This window comes from Clostridium sp. UBA2485, from assembly GCF_002341865.1.
Lineage (GTDB): Bacteria > Bacillota > Clostridia > Clostridiales > Clostridiaceae > Clostridium_J.
The window spans coordinates 26,352-45,081 of record NZ_DDOV01000047.1; the positions used below are offsets into that span (position 1 = coordinate 26,352).

26 protein-coding genes are annotated in these 18,730 nt (G+C 30.2%); all 26 read left to right on the forward strand.

The features are described from left to right. The first annotated feature begins 73 nt into the window (after positions 1 to 73). The 26 genes from B3603_RS09075 to B3603_RS09200 all read left to right on the forward strand — a co-directional run bounded on the left by B3603_RS09075 (position 74) and on the right by B3603_RS09200 (position 18,503). On the forward strand, positions 74 to 247 hold the full coding sequence (locus B3603_RS09075) for a hypothetical protein (protein WP_291563674.1): 174 nt from the start codon (positions 74 to 76) through the stop codon (positions 245 to 247). A gap of 34 nt (positions 248 to 281) precedes the next feature. After that, positions 282 to 482 carry a hypothetical protein gene (locus tag B3603_RS09080; RefSeq protein WP_291563676.1) on the forward strand — a complete coding sequence of 67 codons (201 nt, stop codon included), beginning with the start codon at positions 282 to 284 and terminating at the stop codon, positions 480 to 482. 118 nt (positions 483 to 600) lie between these two features. Beyond that, complete coding sequence (locus tag B3603_RS09085) at positions 601 to 735, forward strand: hypothetical protein (protein ID WP_291563678.1); 135 nt, start codon at positions 601 to 603, stop codon at positions 733 to 735. A 1-nt stretch (position 736) separates the two neighbouring features. Further along, entirely contained in the window at positions 737 to 997 is a 261-nt protein-coding gene (spoIIID, locus tag B3603_RS09090; protein WP_291563680.1) for a sporulation transcriptional regulator SpoIIID, read from the forward strand. A gap of 16 nt (positions 998 to 1,013) precedes the next feature. Further along, complete coding sequence (locus tag B3603_RS09095; RefSeq protein WP_396152645.1) at positions 1,014 to 1,589, forward strand: ERCC4 domain-containing protein; 576 nt, start codon at positions 1,014 to 1,016, stop codon at positions 1,587 to 1,589. A gap of 31 nt (positions 1,590 to 1,620) precedes the next feature. Continuing rightward, positions 1,621 to 4,182 carry a CHC2 zinc finger domain-containing protein gene (locus B3603_RS09100; RefSeq protein ID WP_291563684.1) on the forward strand — a complete coding sequence of 854 codons (2,562 nt, stop codon included), beginning with the start codon at positions 1,621 to 1,623 and terminating at the stop codon, positions 4,180 to 4,182. Positions 4,183 to 4,611: 429 nt separating this feature from the next. Then, a complete protein-coding gene (locus B3603_RS09105) occupies positions 4,612 to 5,037 on the forward strand; it encodes a hypothetical protein (RefSeq protein WP_291563686.1) in 426 nt (141 codons plus the stop codon). 3 nt (positions 5,038 to 5,040) lie between these two features. Beyond that, positions 5,041 to 5,202, forward strand: coding sequence for a hypothetical protein (locus tag B3603_RS09110; RefSeq protein ID WP_291563688.1), 162 nt, complete (start codon positions 5,041 to 5,043; stop codon positions 5,200 to 5,202). A 9-nt stretch (positions 5,203 to 5,211) separates the two neighbouring features. Further along, positions 5,212 to 5,634: a siderophore-interacting protein gene (locus B3603_RS09115; RefSeq protein ID WP_291563690.1), complete on the forward strand. Its 423-nt coding sequence runs from the start codon at positions 5,212 to 5,214 to the stop codon at positions 5,632 to 5,634. A gap of 243 nt (positions 5,635 to 5,877) precedes the next feature. Beyond that, the gene (locus tag B3603_RS09120) at positions 5,878 to 6,807 is read left to right on the forward strand and encodes a hypothetical protein (RefSeq protein WP_291563692.1); all 930 of its coding nucleotides are present in this window, start codon (positions 5,878 to 5,880) and stop codon (positions 6,805 to 6,807) included. Positions 6,808 to 6,821: 14 nt separating this feature from the next. Beyond that, on the forward strand, positions 6,822 to 7,343 hold the full coding sequence (locus tag B3603_RS09125; protein ID WP_291563694.1) for a helix-turn-helix transcriptional regulator: 522 nt from the start codon (positions 6,822 to 6,824) through the stop codon (positions 7,341 to 7,343). Beyond that, on the forward strand, positions 7,336 to 8,748 hold the full coding sequence (gene terL / locus B3603_RS09130) for a phage terminase large subunit (protein ID WP_291563696.1): 1,413 nt from the start codon (positions 7,336 to 7,338) through the stop codon (positions 8,746 to 8,748). Before B3603_RS09125 ends, terL begins: the two co-directional genes overlap by 8 nt. Positions 8,749 to 8,760: 12 nt before the next feature. Beyond that, entirely contained in the window at positions 8,761 to 10,203 is a 1,443-nt protein-coding gene (locus B3603_RS09135) for a phage portal protein (RefSeq protein WP_291563698.1), read from the forward strand. After that, positions 10,193 to 11,950, forward strand: a complete 1,758-nt coding sequence (locus B3603_RS09140; RefSeq protein ID WP_291563700.1) for a minor capsid protein — start codon at positions 10,193 to 10,195, stop codon at positions 11,948 to 11,950. The genes B3603_RS09135 and B3603_RS09140 overlap by 11 nt, the downstream gene beginning before the upstream one ends. After that, a complete protein-coding gene (locus B3603_RS09145) occupies positions 11,947 to 12,114 on the forward strand; it encodes a hypothetical protein (RefSeq protein ID WP_291563702.1) in 168 nt (55 codons plus the stop codon). The genes B3603_RS09140 and B3603_RS09145 overlap by 4 nt, the downstream gene beginning before the upstream one ends. Positions 12,115 to 12,263: 149 nt before the next feature. Continuing rightward, a complete protein-coding gene (locus B3603_RS09150) occupies positions 12,264 to 12,710 on the forward strand; it encodes a hypothetical protein (RefSeq protein WP_291563703.1) in 447 nt (148 codons plus the stop codon). A gap of 123 nt (positions 12,711 to 12,833) precedes the next feature. Next, positions 12,834 to 13,400, forward strand: a complete 567-nt coding sequence (locus tag B3603_RS09155) for a phage scaffolding protein (RefSeq protein WP_291563704.1) — start codon at positions 12,834 to 12,836, stop codon at positions 13,398 to 13,400. A gap of 22 nt (positions 13,401 to 13,422) precedes the next feature. Beyond that, positions 13,423 to 14,496, forward strand: a complete 1,074-nt coding sequence (locus tag B3603_RS09160) for a phage coat protein (protein WP_291563706.1) — start codon at positions 13,423 to 13,425, stop codon at positions 14,494 to 14,496. A gap of 15 nt (positions 14,497 to 14,511) precedes the next feature. Then, positions 14,512 to 14,856 carry a phage head-tail connector protein gene (locus B3603_RS09165; RefSeq protein ID WP_291563708.1) on the forward strand — a complete coding sequence of 115 codons (345 nt, stop codon included), beginning with the start codon at positions 14,512 to 14,514 and terminating at the stop codon, positions 14,854 to 14,856. Beyond that, positions 14,857 to 15,246: a hypothetical protein gene (locus tag B3603_RS09170; RefSeq protein ID WP_291563710.1), complete on the forward strand. Its 390-nt coding sequence runs from the start codon at positions 14,857 to 14,859 to the stop codon at positions 15,244 to 15,246. After that, entirely contained in the window at positions 15,246 to 15,680 is a 435-nt protein-coding gene (locus B3603_RS09175; RefSeq protein ID WP_291563711.1) for an HK97 gp10 family phage protein, read from the forward strand. Before B3603_RS09170 ends, B3603_RS09175 begins: the two co-directional genes overlap by 1 nt. 12 nt (positions 15,681 to 15,692) lie before the next feature. Beyond that, entirely contained in the window at positions 15,693 to 16,124 is a 432-nt protein-coding gene (locus B3603_RS09180) for a phage tail terminator family protein (protein ID WP_291563744.1), read from the forward strand. Further along, entirely contained in the window at positions 16,117 to 16,293 is a 177-nt protein-coding gene (locus B3603_RS09185) for a hypothetical protein (protein ID WP_291563713.1), read from the forward strand. The genes B3603_RS09180 and B3603_RS09185 overlap by 8 nt, the downstream gene beginning before the upstream one ends. Continuing rightward, complete coding sequence (locus tag B3603_RS09190; protein WP_291563715.1) at positions 16,294 to 17,604, forward strand: phage tail sheath family protein; 1,311 nt, start codon at positions 16,294 to 16,296, stop codon at positions 17,602 to 17,604. Between the two features lie 3 nt (positions 17,605 to 17,607). Next, positions 17,608 to 18,072, forward strand: coding sequence for a phage tail tube protein (locus B3603_RS09195; RefSeq protein WP_291563717.1), 465 nt, complete (start codon positions 17,608 to 17,610; stop codon positions 18,070 to 18,072). A 17-nt stretch (positions 18,073 to 18,089) separates the two neighbouring features. Further along, a complete protein-coding gene (locus tag B3603_RS09200; protein WP_291563719.1) occupies positions 18,090 to 18,503 on the forward strand; it encodes a phage tail assembly chaperone in 414 nt (137 codons plus the stop codon). Positions 18,504 to 18,730: the final 227 nt, after the last annotated feature.

Genomic DNA, 18,730 nt, shown 5'->3' on the forward strand with positions numbered 1-18,730 from the left:
TAAAAGAATTAAGTGAAATTTTAGCATAAACATTAAGGCACAAAAATTAAATAGTTTATGAAGGAGAATGTAAATGGCTAAGAAAAAAGTTAAGTGTATTTATACAGGTGGTGGATATTACGGAACTTTTTTAGAATATGGAGAAACCTATGAAGCAGAACAGGGAAAAGATGAACACAGATATTACATTTATAGTAAGTATGGCTATATTGGACAATTTAATAAAACAAGATTTATAGATGTGTAGTTCAAATAGAGCACGAATTAGAGGAGAGGTTAATATGAAGGAATATGCTCTTTATAAGGGCGAAGAGATACTTTGTATTGGAACAGCTAAGGAAATAGCTAAGAAGCTAGATGTACTTCCTGAAACAATTATGTTTTATGGTACAAATACTTATAAACGTAGATTAGCTAAAAGAAAGAATGTTAGAAATGCAAGAATATTAGTCATTTTAGGCGAAGAAGATTGTGAGGAATGATACTTCACAATTCAAATAATTGCGGAGAAAAGTTTCTTATTGGAGAAGTTATAAGTTTAGTGTATTAGTTTAATATGTAAGTAATACAGTAAATGTGCTACTTACTAAGGAGGTTACAATGCAAGTAATTATAGTTGAACCTTTTAAAGATTTTAAACACAGGATAAGAGTTACTAAACAGTATGAAAGAATGAAAGCAAAGATAGAAGTATTCAATCATTATTTATATATAGAAGTTAAGGAAGGCGATTAACGTGAAAGCAGATTATACAGATTATATAGAGTCAAGAGCATTAGAAGCTGCATCTTACATTATTGATACTAAAGCAACAATAAGATGTACAGCAAAGACATTTGGAGTAAGTAAAAGTACGATACACAAAGATGTAACAGAAAGATTATTAAGAATTAATCCAGGTACAGCGAAAGAAGTAAAAAGTGTACTAGATTTTAATAAAGGAATAAGACATATAAGGGGCGGAGAAGCAACTAGAAGGCTATATAAGGATAATTAGAGGTGGTTAAATGCAAATACAATATAAATTTACAGATACAGAAATAAATAAGCTGCTTAAAGAAAACTTTGTAATTCTGTATGACACGAGAGAGCAGGTTAACAATCATGTGTTAGATTACTTTGATAAAAAGAATATAAAATATAAAAAACAAAAAATTGATGAAGGTGATTACACAGCAATAATAACAAAAGAGCCTAAGATGGGAATTCATAGAGATTTATACTTTAAGGTGGCAGTAGAAAGAAAAAATAGTGTTGATGAATTAGCTAGCAATTTAGGAGAAAAGACTGAAACTAGAGATAAGGTAAGATTTGAAAGAGAGCTTATAAGAGCTAAAGCAAAAGGTATAAAAATGTTTTTAATAGTAGAAGAAGCAAGTGGGATGGAACATATAAGAGAAGGAAAGTACAGAAGTTTATACCAACCAAAAGCCTTTATAGGAAGGTTAACAAGCATACAAGACCAATATCTCCAAGGAACGATATTTAATAAGAATGTAGATACTGGATTTCATATATATAGAATTCTTTATTACAGTATAAGAAATTATCTAAAAGAGCTTAGTCTAGATATGATTCAAGAGAATTAATACAAATCAAGCAAAGGAAGAAGGTGAGAAATTGGAACTGCAAGATATAGACTTAAAAGAATTAATATCACAGGAAACAGGAGGAAAGTTTAATAGAGAGGGATATATTAAATGTCCCTTTCATGCAGAAAAAACACCTTCCCTAAGTATTAAGTTTTTCCCAGACAAGAACAAAGAAAAATATAAGTGCTTTGGATGTGGAGAATCTGGGGACGCAATAGACTTTATTATGAAATATAAAAATTTAGATTATATACAAGCTAGAGAATACTTAGGATTAGCAGTAGAAAAAACAGAAGAAGAAAACCAAATAGATAAAGTTAAATCTTATATAGATTGGGAATTAAGCAAATTTAGAGAAAAACAGGAGTTGCTAGGCATATTTACATTTGTAAATAGCGACAATAATCCAATTTACTATAAGGCTAAGTTTATGGATCATATCAAAGGACGGAAAGTATGTGGTTACTATCACCTAGAAGAGAATAAGGTAATTGCTAAAAGAGGAGTGGAGGAGCTTCCATATAATCTATATAAGACGCTACAAGCGCTTAATGATGAAAAGGTAGTAATTATAGTAGAAGGAGAAAAAGACGCTAATAAACTTAATTCTATGCTTAAGGGAATGGACTTCCAAGCAACTAGCCTTAAAGGTGCTAAAGATTATTCTATACTTCAAGGCGGAAGAATTTACATTGTTGGAGATACAGGAAAAGCAGGAGAAAAATATAAATGGGAAGTTCACAGGCAGTTATTTAACAACAGCGAAGAATTTAAATTTATAAATCTTCCAGGAATAAAATCCTTAGGAGATAATAAAGACGTTACTGACTGGATAGAAGCCGGCAATGGAAAAAATGAATTACTAAAGGCTTTTAACAGAAGTTTAGATTTAAAAAATAAGCATGAGCTGCAACAAGATAGTGGAGGAATTTACAAAACTGTCTACGATAAAAAACAGGAAGAAGATAAGAAGGTCTATTTAACAAATTTTAAATTAGTAAATGCGACTAGAATTAAATTCGTAGATGATGACCAAGAAGGTATAAATTTAGTATTAAAATCTTCTACTGGTGAACAAATAGAGAGAATTGGCCCGGCAACAGTTTTTGACGATACAAAGACTTTTAAAAACTTCCTTGGAACAATAGATTTAGCTTTTAAGGGAAGAATTGAGGACCTTACAGAATTAAAAACATGGATAAATAAATACTTTGCATTAGAGTGTGAAGAAATTTATCAAGGAGTTAAATTTATAGAAAAAGATGAAGAATTGATTTTCATAACTAATGATGGAGCTATGGCCAATAATAAAATAATGAAAAATGTAAAAGCAGACGGTAGAAATAATGCAGATGTTTTAGATATTCAATCTATAACTAAAGAAGAGTTGAAAGAACTAAAAAAATATATTCTTAAATTTGCGAGTCCAGAGAAAACAATATCCATAATTGGAACTGTAATAAATAACTTAGCAGTATATCAAAATCAAGAATCAAAACAGAAGTTACATCATTTGCTTATAGTAGGTGAGAGTGGAAGTGGTAAAAGTACCATTTTAGAAAATGTTATTGCACCAATATTGAACTATCCTAAAAAAGATATAAAATCTATTGGACTAATAACTCCATTTGCTCTTATAAAAGGGCTAAGTGATGGGAATTATCCAATTCTATTTGATGAATTTAAGCCTTCTAGCTTAGATAGGTATAAAATATCAAAGCTTAGTGAAACTTTAAGGAATCTTTATGATAGGTCAACTATATCTAGAGGAGATAAGTCTTTTAGGTCAAAAGATTTTCAATTAAGTAGGCCTTTGATATTAGTAGGGGAAGAGAGCTATCCCAATCAGGAAAAAGCATTAATAGAGCGGTCTTGTATAGTTTATCTAGCAAAAAGAGAACGTACTGAGGAGCACTCAAAGGCTATGAGCTGGCTAATAGAAAATGAAATGATGCTCAACAAACTAGGAAGAAGTCTAATAGAAGTAATATTAAATCTAAGTGTAACAGAATATGAAGATATAAGAAAAAAATCAGAAAGTAAACTAAGTAAATTAAGCAATAGACCACTAAATACTGCAATTAATATATGTAGTGGAATAGAAATACTAAATATTCTTCTAAGGGCTGAAGGATTGAAAGAAATCGAAAAATACACAACACATATAGTAAAAAATATTGAAGTTGAAGTATTAGAAGATGGAGAAGAGACTCATTCTGTAGTTGAGCAGATGTTAATTCTATACAATGACATGATAGAAGATGGAAGAGCTTACGACTATGAAGAAGTAGTTAAATATAGAGGAGACGGAATTTTCATAAAAACATCAGAGATGATTAATCAGATATATGAACATGTAAATAAAGTAGGAACAGATATAATACCATTGAAATTAAAAGATTTTAGGAAACAGGCACAAAAATCAGGGTATTTAAAAGGCATGTCTGATAAGGTAATCAAGGTTGGGCTAAAGACAACAAGATATGATACCTACGATGAAGATAGATTAAGAAATCTAAATATAGATGCGATAATACCGCCACTTATACAGGAAGTTATCGGCGAAGAAAAAATCATTCCATTTAAATAAATATGCTTGGTTACATTTAGTATTCAAAATGTAACCAAGTGTAACTAAAATGTAACCATGATAAATGGCTAATTTAAGCCATTATATATATATAAGTTACAAAGTTACATTAATATAAATATATATATACACACACGTAGAATATTTTAATATATTTATATTTATAAAAGATAGGCATATAGTTTTTACAAAAATGTAACCAAAGAAAAAAGTGCTTTAAGCCTTGATATATCAATGCTTTAGGGGTTTCAAATATATGTAACCTAAAATGTAACCAAGAATTAAAAATCAAGATAAAAAGTTTAGCAAACATAGATATATCAACGGTTTATATAGATGGATTGTAAAAATATAAGAAAACTATAAAAATCAAAATTTAGAGCAAAAAATGATAAATTTTAAAGAATTTAGTGCTTAAGGAGGGTAAATATGAGCTATAAAGAGCTTAAAAAAGCATATTCAAAAGAGCAATTAGCAGTATTTTTTCTTAAAGAGTATCTAAAATATGGAACGTTAGTAAAGATTGGGAATAAATATAATGTTTCGCACATGACTTTATATAAGATAATTAATGATAATTTAGAGTATATAGAGAAAAATCATATTAATTTACACAAAAAATATATAAGTAAAATAGAAAAAAATAAAAGGATAGGCAAGGGAAGAAAATCTTATTCAAGTAGTAGTTCTAATAAAAGGCTTTTAAAATTACTAAGCAAAGAAATGGAAACATTACCTAAAGAAATTAGATATAAAGATTTCTTAGAGTGGTGCATTAATCATAGCACTGAAAATCTTACAGGTATACAGCTAATAGAATTAGCAAAGATAAATGGAGTAAAGGTGGTGGGGTAGGTAATGGCCAGAGCTAAAGTAAACTTTAAGGAAGCGTATGAGGATAGATTAGCACAGGTTGATATAGATATAAGAAAAGCAGGGAAACAAAAGAATTGGACATTAGTGGACATGTTAAGAGCAGAGAGAGGAAAACTTGTAGATATAATTAACAGGATTAAGTAGGTGAAATTTATGGATTTATATAAAAAAGCTGAACAATTACTAAATTCATATGTAGAAATGAAGGTTGAAATAGAAAATTCAATATTGGAAATCGGAGAAATTAGAAGAGATAATGATATAAAGTCTATCAATTTTAATGAGAAAAGTTCAAAAACAAATAAGGTTAATAAAGAAGTAGAAAATAGAGTTGTCAATAAAGAAGATAGAATAAGTTATTATCTATATATAATAGATAGGAATGAAACCATAATTAAAAAAATAGAAAACTCAACTAAGGTATTAAGTCAGCTGGAGAAAGATGTTATAGAGCTAAAATATTTTCATAATCCAATATTAAGTAGAAAAGAGATAAGTAGAAAGATACAGTTAACTCCAGCAGCTATAGATAAAATTAAAATCAGAGCAATTCAAAAGATGATGAAGTTCTTATAATAATACTAAATGTTTAATACAAAAGTAATAAATCTGTATAACCAAAGTATTAAAGAAACGTGTTATTATAGTATCATAAAGAAATATTTATTAAGGCACTTACTTATGTAGGTGCTTTTTTAGTCCCCTTCTTTTTATAGCACTTAGGATAGTCTAGGTGCTATTTTTATACAATAATTGACTCAAATGAAGGAATTATCTCCTAAAATGTAGAAATTTAGCTATGTGAATGGAGGTAAAAGTATGACTTATAATGGTTTGTATATTTGTATAAATTCTGAAGAAAATCCATATAGAGTAAGGTTAGGCTTACCAAGAAATAAGGGGATTACGATAGATGATATTTCATTTATTTATAATTGGGATGAAGAAGGCATTTACTTAAAAGAATGGAAAAATAGAGCATTAGAACGCAAAGATGTATTCTCTAATTTCTATGACTTTAATAGAATATTTTCTTTTTTATATAAATTTAATATCGGTTTAATAAATGATGAACGCATTTATTATTATAATGAAAAAATGACTGACGTAGAAGAATATACTGGAAAAAATCAAAATATGTATAAATTGAAAGACTTCTTTGCAAAGTATAGATCACTGCCAATGAGACAAAAGAGAAGATTAGATTGTTGTATAAATCTTTTTAATAAATCAGTATACTTTTCAAATGAATTACAATTAAGAGAAGAAGCGTATATATATTTATATAAGATTATAGAAATAATATCAAATGAAGTTGTAAATAAAGAATTTATATCCCAAAATTTAAAGGGTATTAATAACGATAATAATCTTGATATGCTAATAAAGAAATACTTGTGTGAGGAAAATGGAATCAATAATTATCAAGATATAGTAGCAGCTATTAAAAAGAAATTAGAAGAAAGGTATAACTCAGCTACCATAAAAATCTATCATTTAAATAAAAATATAAAAACTAATTACAATATAAATGATATGAATAATATAAGGGATATTGTTAAGCTAAGAAATAATCTTTCACATGAAAACCCTCAAATAGACAATGAGGATAAGTTTAATGAAATATTTCATAAGGTTTTTCAATATGTACCAGAATTAATATGTAGTCATTATTTAGGAGTTAATTATAAAGATATATGTTGTAGTCTAAAAGTTGAATTTGATGATGATGTTATTTTTGGTGAGTAAAAGGAGGTGAGCTCATGGCTAAATCAAAATATGAAACTAATGTTAAAGATAAACTTATGCTAGTTGAAGGGTGGGCTAGAAATGGGCTCACTGATGAACAAATAGCAAAGAATTTAGGAATAGCATATTCAACATTTAGAGAATATAAAAAGAAATATTCGGCACTTTCAGCGGCCTTAAAAAAGGGAAAGGAAGTAATAGACTTTGAAGTCGAAAATGCACTTCTAAAAAGGGCATTAGGATACGAATATGAAGAAGTTACTCAAGAAAGAGTATTACGAAAAGATGAAAGAGGTCAACCAATTACTGATATACATGGATTCCCTTTATATGAAATGGTAGTTACTAAGAAGGTTAAGAAAGAAGTAACTCCAGATACCACAGCCCAAATATTTTGGTTAAAGAATAGAAAGCCACAAGAATGGAGAGATAAGAGAGATATTGAACATAGTGGAAATATGAAAGTTAATAATCCATATGAAGGACTTACAAAGGAGCAATTATTAAAATTAGCAAATAGTGATGAAAATGGATAAAGAATTAATAAAGCTAGGAGCAAAAATAGAACTTGCAAGACGTGAGTTCTTTTTTTATTGCAATTTAAAAGCGCCGGACTTTTATAGAATTAATAGAAAATACTTAGTGGACTTATGCAATGAGTTCCAGGACTTTTATGAAAGTGATGAAGATGAAGTATTAATTGTCAATGAACCTCCTCGTCATGGTAAGAGTAGAACAGCAAGCCTATTCGTTGAATGGGTATTAGGTAAAAATAAAAATGAAAAGATTATGACAGGATCATATAATGAAATTCTATCAACTATGTTTTCTAAGAATGTACGGAACTCTATCCAAGAAGAAAAAGCGGATAAGTATAAACCTGTATTTAGTGATGTATTCCCAAAGGTAAAAATAAAACATGGTGATGGAGCTATGAACTTGTGGTCTTTAGAAGATGGATATAACAACTATTTGGCCACTTATCCAACAGGTACAGCTACAGGGTTTGGAGCTTCATTGTTAATTATAGATGACTTAATTAAAAATGCTGAAGAAGCCTATAACGAAAGTGTTAAACAAAAACATTGGGATTGGTTTACTAATACAATGCTTTCACGTTTAGAAGAAGGCGGAAAAATAATAATCATAATGACTAGATGGGCTAGTGATGATCTAGCAGGTAAAGCATTAGATTATTATAAAGAGCAGGGACTAAAAGTAAGACATGTAAGTATGAAAGCATTGATTGATAAAGAGAAAAAACAAATGCTTTGTCCAGAGGTATTAAGCTATAGAAGCTATATAAATAAAGTAAAAGCCATGGGTGAGGATATAGCAAGTGCCAACTATCAACAAGAGCCTATAGACCTTAAAGGAAGGTTATATAGTAGATTTAAAACATATACTGAACTTCCAACGGATGACAAAGGAAATCTTTTATTTACTGCTATTAAATCCTATTGTGATACAGCAGACCAAGGAAATGATTATCTTTGTAATATAATTTATGGTGTTTATAACAAAGAGGCCTACGTGTTAGATGTTTATTATACAAAAGATTCTATGGAAACTACGGAAACTGAGACCGCAAAACGACTTTATGAAAATGGTGTAAATGTAGCTGATATAGAAAGTAATAATGGTGGTCGTGGTTTTGCAAGAAGCGTAGAGAGAATATTAAAAGAAGTCTTTGGCAGCAATAAAACAAAAGTTAAGTGGTTTCACCAGAGTAAGAATAAAATTGCAAGAATATTGTCTAATAGTACATGGGTTATGGACCATATATATTACCCTGTTAACTGGAGGGATAAGTGGCCAGAGTATTATAATGCTATGCTCAAATATCAAAGAGAAGGTAAAAATAAGAATGATGATGCTCCAGATGCAACAACAGGTGTAGCAGAGAATATAGGAAAAGATAAATCAATTTCATTTGATTAAGGAGGTGTTCGAATGTTTTTTATAGATAAGATACTTAGTAAGGGAGCTAACTCAGTAATGACTTTAGAAGAAATTATCCAGGAAGAAATTAAGGGATGGAATAGTTCTAAAGAAAGACAATTAATGTTAGATGGCCAGAGATACTATAAGGGTGACGCTGATATACTTAAACGCAAAAGAATGGCTATAGGCGAAGGTGGAGAACTTGAAGAAGTTAAAAACCTAGCAAATAATAAATTAATTCATAACTTTGTAAGAAAGCTTACAGACCAGAAGGTAGGATATTTATTATCAAAGCCTTTAAGTATTCAGACTAAAAATAAACAGTATAAAAAGATATTAGATAATGTATTTAATAAATCTTTCATGAGGCTTATTAAAAATCTAGGAAAAGATGCAGTTAATAAAGGAATAGCATGGGCTCAAATCTATTATAACGAAGAAGGTCAGCTTAGATTTAAGAGATTACCAAGTGAAGAGATAATACCTCTTTGGAAAGATTCAGAACACACAAAGCTTGATGCACTTATTAGGGTGTATGAGGTTATAGTCTATGAAGGTAAAACTAAAAAGACAGTACAAAAAGTTGAATATTGGGATACTAAGCAAGTATTAAGGTATGTAGAGCATAAAGGTAGATTAATACCTGATGTTGAAGCTCCAGAAGATACAGGGCATTTTAGTGTGGTAGATGATAAAGAGAATAAACAATCATTTACATGGTCTAAAGTGCCTTTTGTATATTTCAAATATAATGATGAAGAACAGCCACTAATTAAGTTTGTTAAGTCTTTAGTAGATGATTATGACAGAAATAAGAGTGGCAATAGTAATAACTTAGAGGATTTGCCTAATAGTATTTATGTTCTTAAGGATTATGACGGTGAGAATCTAGGTGAGTTTAGAAGGAACATGAGCATTTATAGGGCGGTTAAAGTTACTGGTGATGGTGGAGTTGAAACAAGGAACTTAGAAATTAATGTTGAAGCTTATAAAACTCATATTGAACAGACAAGGAAAGATATATATGAGTTTGGAAGAGGTGTCGACACCCAATCAGATAAGTTTGGAAACTCTCCAAGCGGAATAGCTCTTAAGTTCTTATATAATGATTTAGACTTAGATTGTAACATAATGGAAACAGAGTTCCAGGCAAGTTTGGAATATTTATTATGGTTTATTAATCAACATTTAATTAATACTAATCAAGGTGACTTTACTAATGAGAATGTAGAGTTTATCTTCAATCGTGATACATTAATAAATGAAACTGATAGTATTAATAACTGTAAATCTAGTGTTGGAATTATTAGCGATGATACTATAATATCTAATCATCCATGGAGCACTAAGGACGAATTAGAGAAAATAAAGAAGCAGAAAGAAGAACGTGAAAGAGTATATCCTAACTTCCCTTTAGAAGAACCGTCAGAAGGTGAAGGAAATGAGGAGTAAAGACTATTGGAAGAAGCGCTCAGAACAGGTAGTAAGGCAACAATTTAAGAAAACTGATGATTATATTGTAAGGCTACAATTAGAGTATATGGAGGCATTAAACAGTATACAAAAAGATATAGAAGTGTTTTATGCTAGATTTGCAGAGAATAATGAAATTACTTTAGATGAAGCTAGAAAATTATTAAATTCTAACCAGCTCCATGAGTTTAAAATGTCTTTACAAGAGTTTACTAACAAAGCTAAAAATAATAAAAATCTACAATGGGAAAAAGAATTAAATAATGTATCTTATAAAGTAAGAGTAACAAGGTTACAGGCTTTGCAGACACAGATAAAGAATAGCATAGAGGGTTTATATATAAAGCAACAAGAAGGCACTACAGGAACTCTAGGGAGCATTTATAAAGATACTTATTACAGAAATATATATGAAATTCATAAAGGGCTAGGTATTGGTATTAATTTTGCACAAGTTGATAAAAGAGCAGTAGAAAAAGTTTTAAGTGAGCCATGGCATGGTGGAAATTATAGCAGTAGAATATGGAACAACAAAGAAAAATTAATTATGGAGCTACAAACAAATCTTGCACAGGCTTTTATTCGTGGTGATAGCATAGATAAAACTTCTAAAATAATTGCTGAAAGAATGGAAGTAGGTAGAAATAGAGCTAGGACGCTGGTTAACACAGAAAGTGCTAACATTATTTCTAAAGCAACCTTTGATGGCTATAGTGGTAGCGGTGTTGTAAAACAATATGAAATACTTGCTACTTTAGATTTACACACAAGTAAGATTTGTAGGTCTATGGATGGCAAAGTATTTAAGGTAAGCGAAAAGGAGATAGGGGTTAATGCTCCACCGTTTCATCCCAATTGTAGGACTACTACTGTTGCTTATTTTCCAGATGCAATAGACGAAGAAAGAATTGCTAGAGATAACAACGATAAGATTCATTATGTACCTGGTAATATGAATTATGAACAGTGGTATAATAAGCATGTTGTAAATAATGGCAATAGTGATATAATAAAAGAAAAAGTTGTTAAAGAGTTTAGGTATCCAGATATAAAGAGTATTAATGAAGCTGAAAAATGGGCTGTAGATAATCTTAATCTTAGCACAGTTAGTTATAAAGGGATTAGTGTTGATGTAGCTAACTATGTAAATAAATCAATGAATGAAATTTATCAGGAATACCCATTATTGAATGGGTTTGTTCAGGAGATAAAAACAGATGGAAGGGCTAAAGCTCCAGCAAGTGCCATATTAAGCTTTAAAGATGGAAAATTAAATACAACACTTAATTTATCTAAGAATCATTTAGCAGACTTAAAATCTATTGACAATATGATTGAAAGATGTGTAGATGATAAATGGTGGACACCTAAAGATGGAGTAAAAGGAATAATAAAGCATGAAATGGGGCATATGATAGAATACGCTACAACCTTAAAGAAATATGGTGTAATAAATAAAAACAATAAATTAGATGATTTAGATAATTTAGGCATAGCTTTTAATGGCATAAAAAACGGAGTGCTATCTAAAGAGATAAAAGTGAAGGCCTTAAACAATCTTAATATAGCGAATACCAAGAAGAATGTTAAAGAGAATTTAAGTGATTATTCTAATCATAGTACACTTGAATTTTTAGCGGAAGCTGTTTCAGAGCACAAACCTAGATTTCTTGCTAAAGAAGTAGTAAAACTATTAAAAGAAAAGATAAAGGAGGTATGGAAGTGATAGCATTACCAAAAGAGCTTGTAGGAATAACTGATTATGATGAAAATGATAACTGGATTTTGAAAGATGGAGCTACAGAAGAACAAAAGAAAATATTTGAAGAATTCAAGAAAAGTATGGAGTCAGAAGAATTGACGGATGCCATAATTGAATTTAATGAGTAAAAGCACTTACTAATTAAAATAGTAGGTGCTTTTTATGTACTGAAAATAGTAAGATTGGGTAAACATTTATAGAACATAAAAACAGTTGATTCTTACTTTGGAAACTTATATTATGTTTATTAAATAATGTAAGTTAAAGGAGAGATTTTATGAATTTAATAATTTATTCAATATTACTAGGAGTACTTTTTGGTCTATTAAACAATCACTTATTTAATAAAAAAGAACTATATAACAATAAATTTGCAGTTACAGTGATTATTGCAGTTACGATAATTGGAGGATTATGTTATCCTATTGGGAATGTTATAAATAATATTGTAATTGATTCAAATGCGGGGTATATGCCAAGTGATATGAATATAGTGAATGAGCTTGGAAGAGAAGTAATAGAAGATAGAAAACATAGAAATGTATACAAAGAACCGTTTTATCCAGAATGGATTGATAAATATTATTTACCAAATGTATCTACTAACAATTTATATAGTAATGGAGATTTAATTGGCTCAATAGGATTTTTCTTATTTTTTTCAACAATAATTAGTTCTATGAATTGGCTTCTTAGAAAGCGTAATCCTAAAAATAAATTATAATTTTAAAGTCTTAGAAATAAGACTTTTTTATTTTGCTCTTTTTAGTATTTATGAGTCTAAACTGAAAGACCACAAGCAGGAGCCGACCTGTATAAAAAGGTTAGCAGGAAAGGAGATATATAAATGGATTTAAAAGAAATCTTAGGAGAAGAACTTTATAACCAAGTGATACAAAAGGTAGGTGATAACAAGATAGATATAGTTAGTAATGGCAATTGGATACCTAAAGATAAGTTTAATGCTCTAAATGACCAACTAAAAACTGCAAATGCAACCATTGGAGATTTAAAGAAAAGCAATAAGGATAATGAGGAGCTTCAAACTAAGGTTACAGATTATGAAACAAAAGTGAGTGAATATGAAAAACAAATACAAGATATGCAGTTTAATTATGCATTAGAAGGAGCTTTAAAAGGGGCAAATGTAAGAAATACAAAGGCTGTTAAGGCTCTTTTAAATTTAGAGAATGTTAAGTTAGACGGGGAAACTCTTATAGGTATTAATGAGCAAATAGAAGAATTAAAAAAGAGTGATGGCTATTTATTTATAGAGGAACAAAGCCAACCACAGTTCTCAGGGGTGAATCCTGTAGATAGTGCAGCAAATAAAATAAAAACAGAAGATATAAGTAAAATGTCCTATGCTGAATTATGCAAATATATAGAAGAAAATCCAAATGCACAAATTTAAATAAAGAAAGAAGGAATGTAATATGGCAAAATTTAATTCAAAAAGTTTTAACCCACAAGCATTTGGCGCTTATGTAGAAAGAGTACCAAAATTAAAGAAAAATGAATTATTAAAATCAAGAGCATTAAAAGGAAATACGGAAATTAAAAATGCTTTCAGTTCACAAACAGGCACAGCCTATGCAGTATTACCTATGTATGGTCGTATTGATGGAGCAGCATTAAACTATGATGGGCAAACAGATATTACAGCAACTACAACAACTACATTTGAAAGAGGTGTTGTGGTTGTCGGTAGAGCTAAGGCATGGGTAGAAAGTGATTTTTCAGAAGATATAACTGGTGGAGTAGACTTCATGGATAATGTGGGAAATCAAGTAGGAGAATATTGGGATGATATAGACCAAGGCACATTATTATCAATATTAAAGGGTATATACTCAATGACAGGTGCTAAAAATTTAGAGTTTGTTAATAATCACACATTAGATATTTCAATATTAGAAAATGATAAAAATGTTGTAGGGCCAACTACATTAAATACAGCTATTCAAAAGGCTAGTGGCGATAATAAATCTAAATTTACTATAGCTATTATGCATAGTGTGGTTGCTACTAATTTAGAGAATCTTAAATTACTAGCATATCTTAAATATACAGATGAGAGGGGCATTGAAAGAGAATTACAACTTGCAACATGGAATGGAAGAACTGTTCTAATTGATGACTCAATGCCAGTGGAAGAAGTTGCAGAAAGTGCAGACGGAGCAGGTGATGGATACACAAAATATACGACTTACGTGCTAGGTGATGGAGCATTTGATTATGAGAACATCGGGGCTAAAGTCCCATACGAAATGTCCAGAGATCCAAAAACAAACGGTGGCCAAGATACTTTATATTCACGCCAAAGAAAATGTTTTGCACCTTATGGAATTTCTTATATAAAGAAATCTCAAGCAACATTATCACCAACAGATGAAGAACTTGCTAATGGCGCTAACTGGGAACTTGTTAATGATGGTGGCTCAGGAAGTTCTAAAAAGTATATAGATCATAAAGCTATTGCAATAGCAAGAATTATTTCAAGAGGTTAGATTGGATGTGAGTTTATGACTCAATTAGAAAAATTAAAGAAACTTTTAGGTATGACCTTAGAAGATGATTCTAAGGATTTTTTATTAGAATTTGCACTAGAAGATGTAGAACAAATAGTAAAAGATTATTGCCACATAAAAGAGATACCAAAAGAATTGAATACTACAGTTTTAAAAATGGCCATGGACATGTATAGAAATGAGAACCTAGGGGAAGAAGAAAGTGCCTTAGGTTCTATTTCTTCCATAACAGAAGGTGATACATCTATAAGTTATAGGAGTGCAGCAAGTGAATTTAAGGATAGTTTATTAAAAGACTATAAGGGTCAACTTAACAAGTATAGAAAGCTGGTGTGGTAATTGTTTAAGGGGATAGAAAGAGCTAGAAAACAAGCAAGAAAAGCTATTGAAAGCCTGTATGATTCTACTTGCAATATTTGCAGATATGAAAAATATAAAGACCCTATAACTAAGGAAACTAAAACAGGAATTAATCCAGTTCCTAAGTACGAAAAACAACATTGTAAAGTATCTAAAGAAAGTCTAAGTAAAAATAATCAAACTGATACTATAAATCAAATTTCTTATGAGCTTAAGCTTTTTATATCTCCAGAGATAAATATAAATCAAGGGGATGAAATAGAAGTAACGAATAGGACCTTAAGTATAACTACTAAATATAAAGCTGGAGAAGGATTCCCCTATAATACACATCAAGAAGTTATTTTAACAAAGGAAGATAAAGCGTAATGGGAAGAATGGGAAGTTTTGATTATTCTGAGTTCAAGAATATGGCCAAAAGCTTTAAAAAGGCACTTGATGAAAGAGTAATTGAAAGATGGATTAAAGAATTTTTACTTGAAATGGCTTTTAGAGCTGAGAGAAAAATTAAAAAACGCACTCCACTAGGCGTTTACCCTAATAAGACAGGAGGACATTTAAGACGTAACTGGCAGGTAGGAAATGTAGTAAGGCAAGGAAATGCGTATATAGTAGAAATATTTAATAACGTGGAGTATGCAAGTTATGTAGAGTATGGTCACAGAACTAGGGATCATAAGGCATGGGTAGAAGGAAGATTCATGGCCACAATATCTATGCAGGAAATAGAAAGAGAATTACCTAAGTTCTTAGAAAGAAAGCAAGTAGAACTATTAAATCAAATACTTAACGGTAGAGCTTAAGGAAGTGATAATATAGCAAGTATAAACGATTTAAGAATAGGAATTAACCAGGCATTAGACAAAGAATTTCCTAACATAAATATATATGGAGAAGAGATTAAACAAGGTTTTGAGGAGCCTTGTTTTTTTATTAAGATTTTATCTTCAGCACAGGGTAAAGAGTTAAATACAAGATATAGCAAAAATATATCTTTTGATGTGCATTACTTTAGTGATAAAGAAAGTTCAAATAATGATTGTAATGATATGACTGACAGTTTATATGAAATTCTTGAATATGTACAAGTAGGAAATAGTTTATACAGAGCTACAGGGATGACACATGAGGTTATAGACGGAGTTCTACATTTCTTTTTACAGTTTAATTACAAAGTAATTAGGGAAGTAGAAAAAACACCAAAAATGCAAACCTTAGATAAGGAGGTTGGATTTAAAAATGACTAAAAAAGAAGTTAATTACGAAGTTAAATTTACTAAAGAACAGATTATCAATTCTAGTAAATTTACACAAATAGAAAAAGATATTTTAAAGGCTTTACTTGATGATAAGCAATATTCATTAGAGGAAGTTAAAAATATTATAGATGATTTTAACAAGAAAGAGGTGAAATAGATGGCAGGAGGAACATGGACTTCTCAAAATAAAACAAGACCAGGAGCATATATAAATTTTAAATCTAAAAAAAGCGCAATAACTCCAATAGGAGAAAGAGGAATTGCAACATTGCCTTTAATTTTACCTTGGGGACCTGAAAAAGAAGTTATTACTATACACGCTGATGATGATTTATCAAAAGTATTAGGTATTAATATAGCAGATGATAGCGCCTTGTTAATTAGAGAAGTATTTAAGAGAGCTAAGACACTTTTGTTATATAGACTTAATGAGGGTAGTAAAGCTACTGCAACATTAGAAGGATTAACTATAAATGCAAAATACAGTGGAACTAAGGGAAATAACATTACTGTAGTAATTCAAAACAACATAGATGATACAAGTAGATTTGAGGTTATAACTACTTTTGAAGGTAACAAAGTTGATAAACAATTAGTTAAAACTATAGATGATTTAAAGTCTAATGATTATGTTGATTTTAAAGGTACTGGAGAATTAAAAATAACTGCTGGATTACCACTTAAAGGTGGAATTGATGGCACTGTTACTAATCAAAACTATACCGATTATTTGGCAGCAGTTGAAGTTTATGAGTTTCATACTATAGGAATACCAACTAAGGATTCAAGTATAAAAGCAGTTTCAACAGCATTTATAAAAAGATTAAAAGAAGATGGTAGACAGGTTCAATTAGTGTTAGAAAATTATCCTGAAGCCGATAGCGAAAATGTTATTAGCGTTAAGAATGGAGTTATTCTAGGAGATAATGTAAAAATAACATCCGACAAGGCAGTTGCATTTGTAACTGGAGCTACAGCAGGAGCAAATGTAAATCAATCTAACACATATCTTCAATATGAGGGTGCTATTGATCTAGATATTAAATATACTAACAGGGAAATAGAAGAAGCTTTAAAGAATGGGGAAATAGTATTTACAACTAATAATGGGAAAGTAGTTATAGAACAGGATATAAACACCTTTAAGTCATTTACAGAAGATAAAGGAAAAGATTATAGAAAGAATAGGGTAGTAAGAACTCTATTTGAAATAAACAATGGTATAAAATCACTATGGGAAACTAATTACATTGGTAAAGGTGACAACAGTGTGGATGGGAGAAATCTTTTTAAGAAAGATATAATTAAATTTTTGGAGGGACTTCAGGGGATAAATGCTCTTGAAAATGTTGTTCCAGAAGATATTGAAATCGAAAAAGGAAAAGATAAAGATTCAGTATTGGCAAAGATTGAAGTACAACCAATTGATGCAATGGAGAAATTATATATGGATGTGGAGGTGCGATAATATATGGGATTTTTTAAAGCTGGAGATACCATTAGCGGGCAAGAAGCTAGAGCTTATATAACTATTGATGGTAGAAATGAAGAGTTATTTTATGCAAAGAAAATTGAATCTAAAGTTGAAAAGCAGAAAACAGAAGTAAAGACACTTGGAAGAAGAGGAACGCAAAATAAAGCAGCAGGTTGGAAAGGTACAGGGACACTTACTGTTTATTATGCCACATCTTTATTTAGGGATTTAATGCTTAGATATATGAAAGATGGTATTGATACTTATTTCGACCTTGCTGTTACAAATGAGGACCCAACGAGTAATATAGGTAAGCAGACAATTGTTTTAAAAGATTGTAATTTAGATGAAGTAAGTATGGCTTCATTTGACGTCGATAGTGAAGTATTAGAGGAAGATATGAGTTTTACATTTGAAGATGTTGACATGTTAGATAAGTTTAATAAACCGGTATTAGGATAGTAGGAGGAATATAGACAATGAATAAATTTGAAGATTTTTTAATGGATAGTTTTGAAGAAGTAGAAGAAATAGAAAGGGAAATAACTATAGGTGGAAGAAAAAGAAAAATGAAGTTTAAACCTATAGGAGCTACTGTAGGAGATGAAATAAGAAAGAAATGCAGAAAAGTTACTTTTACAAAAGGTCAAAAAGTAATTGATACAGATCAAGATAAATATATGGCAAGATTAATTATAGAAACAACAACTTATCCAGACCTTAAAAATGCAGAATTGCAATCGGCTTGGGGTGTAATTGGAGAAGAAGCATTACTCGAAGCTATGAAATGTAAAATGAAAGATGGAGAGTATGGTCAATGGTCAGGTGTTGTAAGTGAGGTAAATGGATATGATAGGAGTATGCAGGAACTTATAGAAGAAGCAAAAAACTAGTAAAGGAGGGTGATAGTGAAGCAAATTATGCTCACTATGCTCTCCATAGACTTAAAATTCTCCCTAGCACATTAGCAACTATGAGTCGGAATGAGAGGGCTTTTATATATGCTTCAATAGATTTACATGTGGAAAAGGAAAAGAAAGAAATAGATAAGTGTAAAAGGAAATAGTTGAAAGGAACGTATATTTTAGGATATCATAGTATTTGTAAAATTATACTATGG

What these genes read in the sequence shown, in the direction of transcription:
- B3603_RS09165 (WP_291563708.1), top strand. Translation starts at nt 14,512, where the DNA reads ATGACTCAATTAGAAAAATTAAAGAAACTTTTAGGTATGACCTTAGAA.
- B3603_RS09120 (WP_291563692.1), top strand. Translation starts at nt 5,878, where the DNA reads ATGACTTATAATGGTTTGTATATTTGTATAAATTCTGAAGAAAATCCA.
- B3603_RS09185 (WP_291563713.1), top strand. Translation starts at nt 16,117, where the DNA reads ATGACTAAAAAAGAAGTTAATTACGAAGTTAAATTTACTAAAGAACAG.
- terL (WP_291563696.1), top strand. Translation starts at nt 7,336, where the DNA reads ATGGATAAAGAATTAATAAAGCTAGGAGCAAAAATAGAACTTGCAAGA.
- B3603_RS09190 (WP_291563715.1), top strand. Translation starts at nt 16,294, where the DNA reads ATGGCAGGAGGAACATGGACTTCTCAAAATAAAACAAGACCAGGAGCA.
- B3603_RS09140 (WP_291563700.1), top strand. Translation starts at nt 10,193, where the DNA reads ATGAGGAGTAAAGACTATTGGAAGAAGCGCTCAGAACAGGTAGTAAGG.
- B3603_RS09085 (WP_291563678.1), top strand. Translation starts at nt 601, where the DNA reads ATGCAAGTAATTATAGTTGAACCTTTTAAAGATTTTAAACACAGGATA.
- B3603_RS09175 (WP_291563711.1), top strand. Translation starts at nt 15,246, where the DNA reads ATGGGAAGAATGGGAAGTTTTGATTATTCTGAGTTCAAGAATATGGCC.
- B3603_RS09150 (WP_291563703.1), top strand. Translation starts at nt 12,264, where the DNA reads ATGAATTTAATAATTTATTCAATATTACTAGGAGTACTTTTTGGTCTA.
- B3603_RS09125 (WP_291563694.1), top strand. Translation starts at nt 6,822, where the DNA reads ATGGCTAAATCAAAATATGAAACTAATGTTAAAGATAAACTTATGCTA.
- B3603_RS09135 (WP_291563698.1), top strand. Translation starts at nt 8,761, where the DNA reads ATGTTTTTTATAGATAAGATACTTAGTAAGGGAGCTAACTCAGTAATG.
- B3603_RS09105 (WP_291563686.1), top strand. Translation starts at nt 4,612, where the DNA reads ATGAGCTATAAAGAGCTTAAAAAAGCATATTCAAAAGAGCAATTAGCA.
- B3603_RS09080 (WP_291563676.1), top strand. Translation starts at nt 282, where the DNA reads ATGAAGGAATATGCTCTTTATAAGGGCGAAGAGATACTTTGTATTGGA.
- B3603_RS09200 (WP_291563719.1), top strand. Translation starts at nt 18,090, where the DNA reads ATGAATAAATTTGAAGATTTTTTAATGGATAGTTTTGAAGAAGTAGAA.
- B3603_RS09110 (WP_291563688.1), top strand. Translation starts at nt 5,041, where the DNA reads ATGGCCAGAGCTAAAGTAAACTTTAAGGAAGCGTATGAGGATAGATTA.
- B3603_RS09195 (WP_291563717.1), top strand. Translation starts at nt 17,608, where the DNA reads ATGGGATTTTTTAAAGCTGGAGATACCATTAGCGGGCAAGAAGCTAGA.
- B3603_RS09115 (WP_291563690.1), top strand. Translation starts at nt 5,212, where the DNA reads ATGGATTTATATAAAAAAGCTGAACAATTACTAAATTCATATGTAGAA.
- B3603_RS09075 (WP_291563674.1), top strand. Translation starts at nt 74, where the DNA reads ATGGCTAAGAAAAAAGTTAAGTGTATTTATACAGGTGGTGGATATTAC.
- B3603_RS09160 (WP_291563706.1), top strand. Translation starts at nt 13,423, where the DNA reads ATGGCAAAATTTAATTCAAAAAGTTTTAACCCACAAGCATTTGGCGCT.
- B3603_RS09155 (WP_291563704.1), top strand. Translation starts at nt 12,834, where the DNA reads ATGGATTTAAAAGAAATCTTAGGAGAAGAACTTTATAACCAAGTGATA.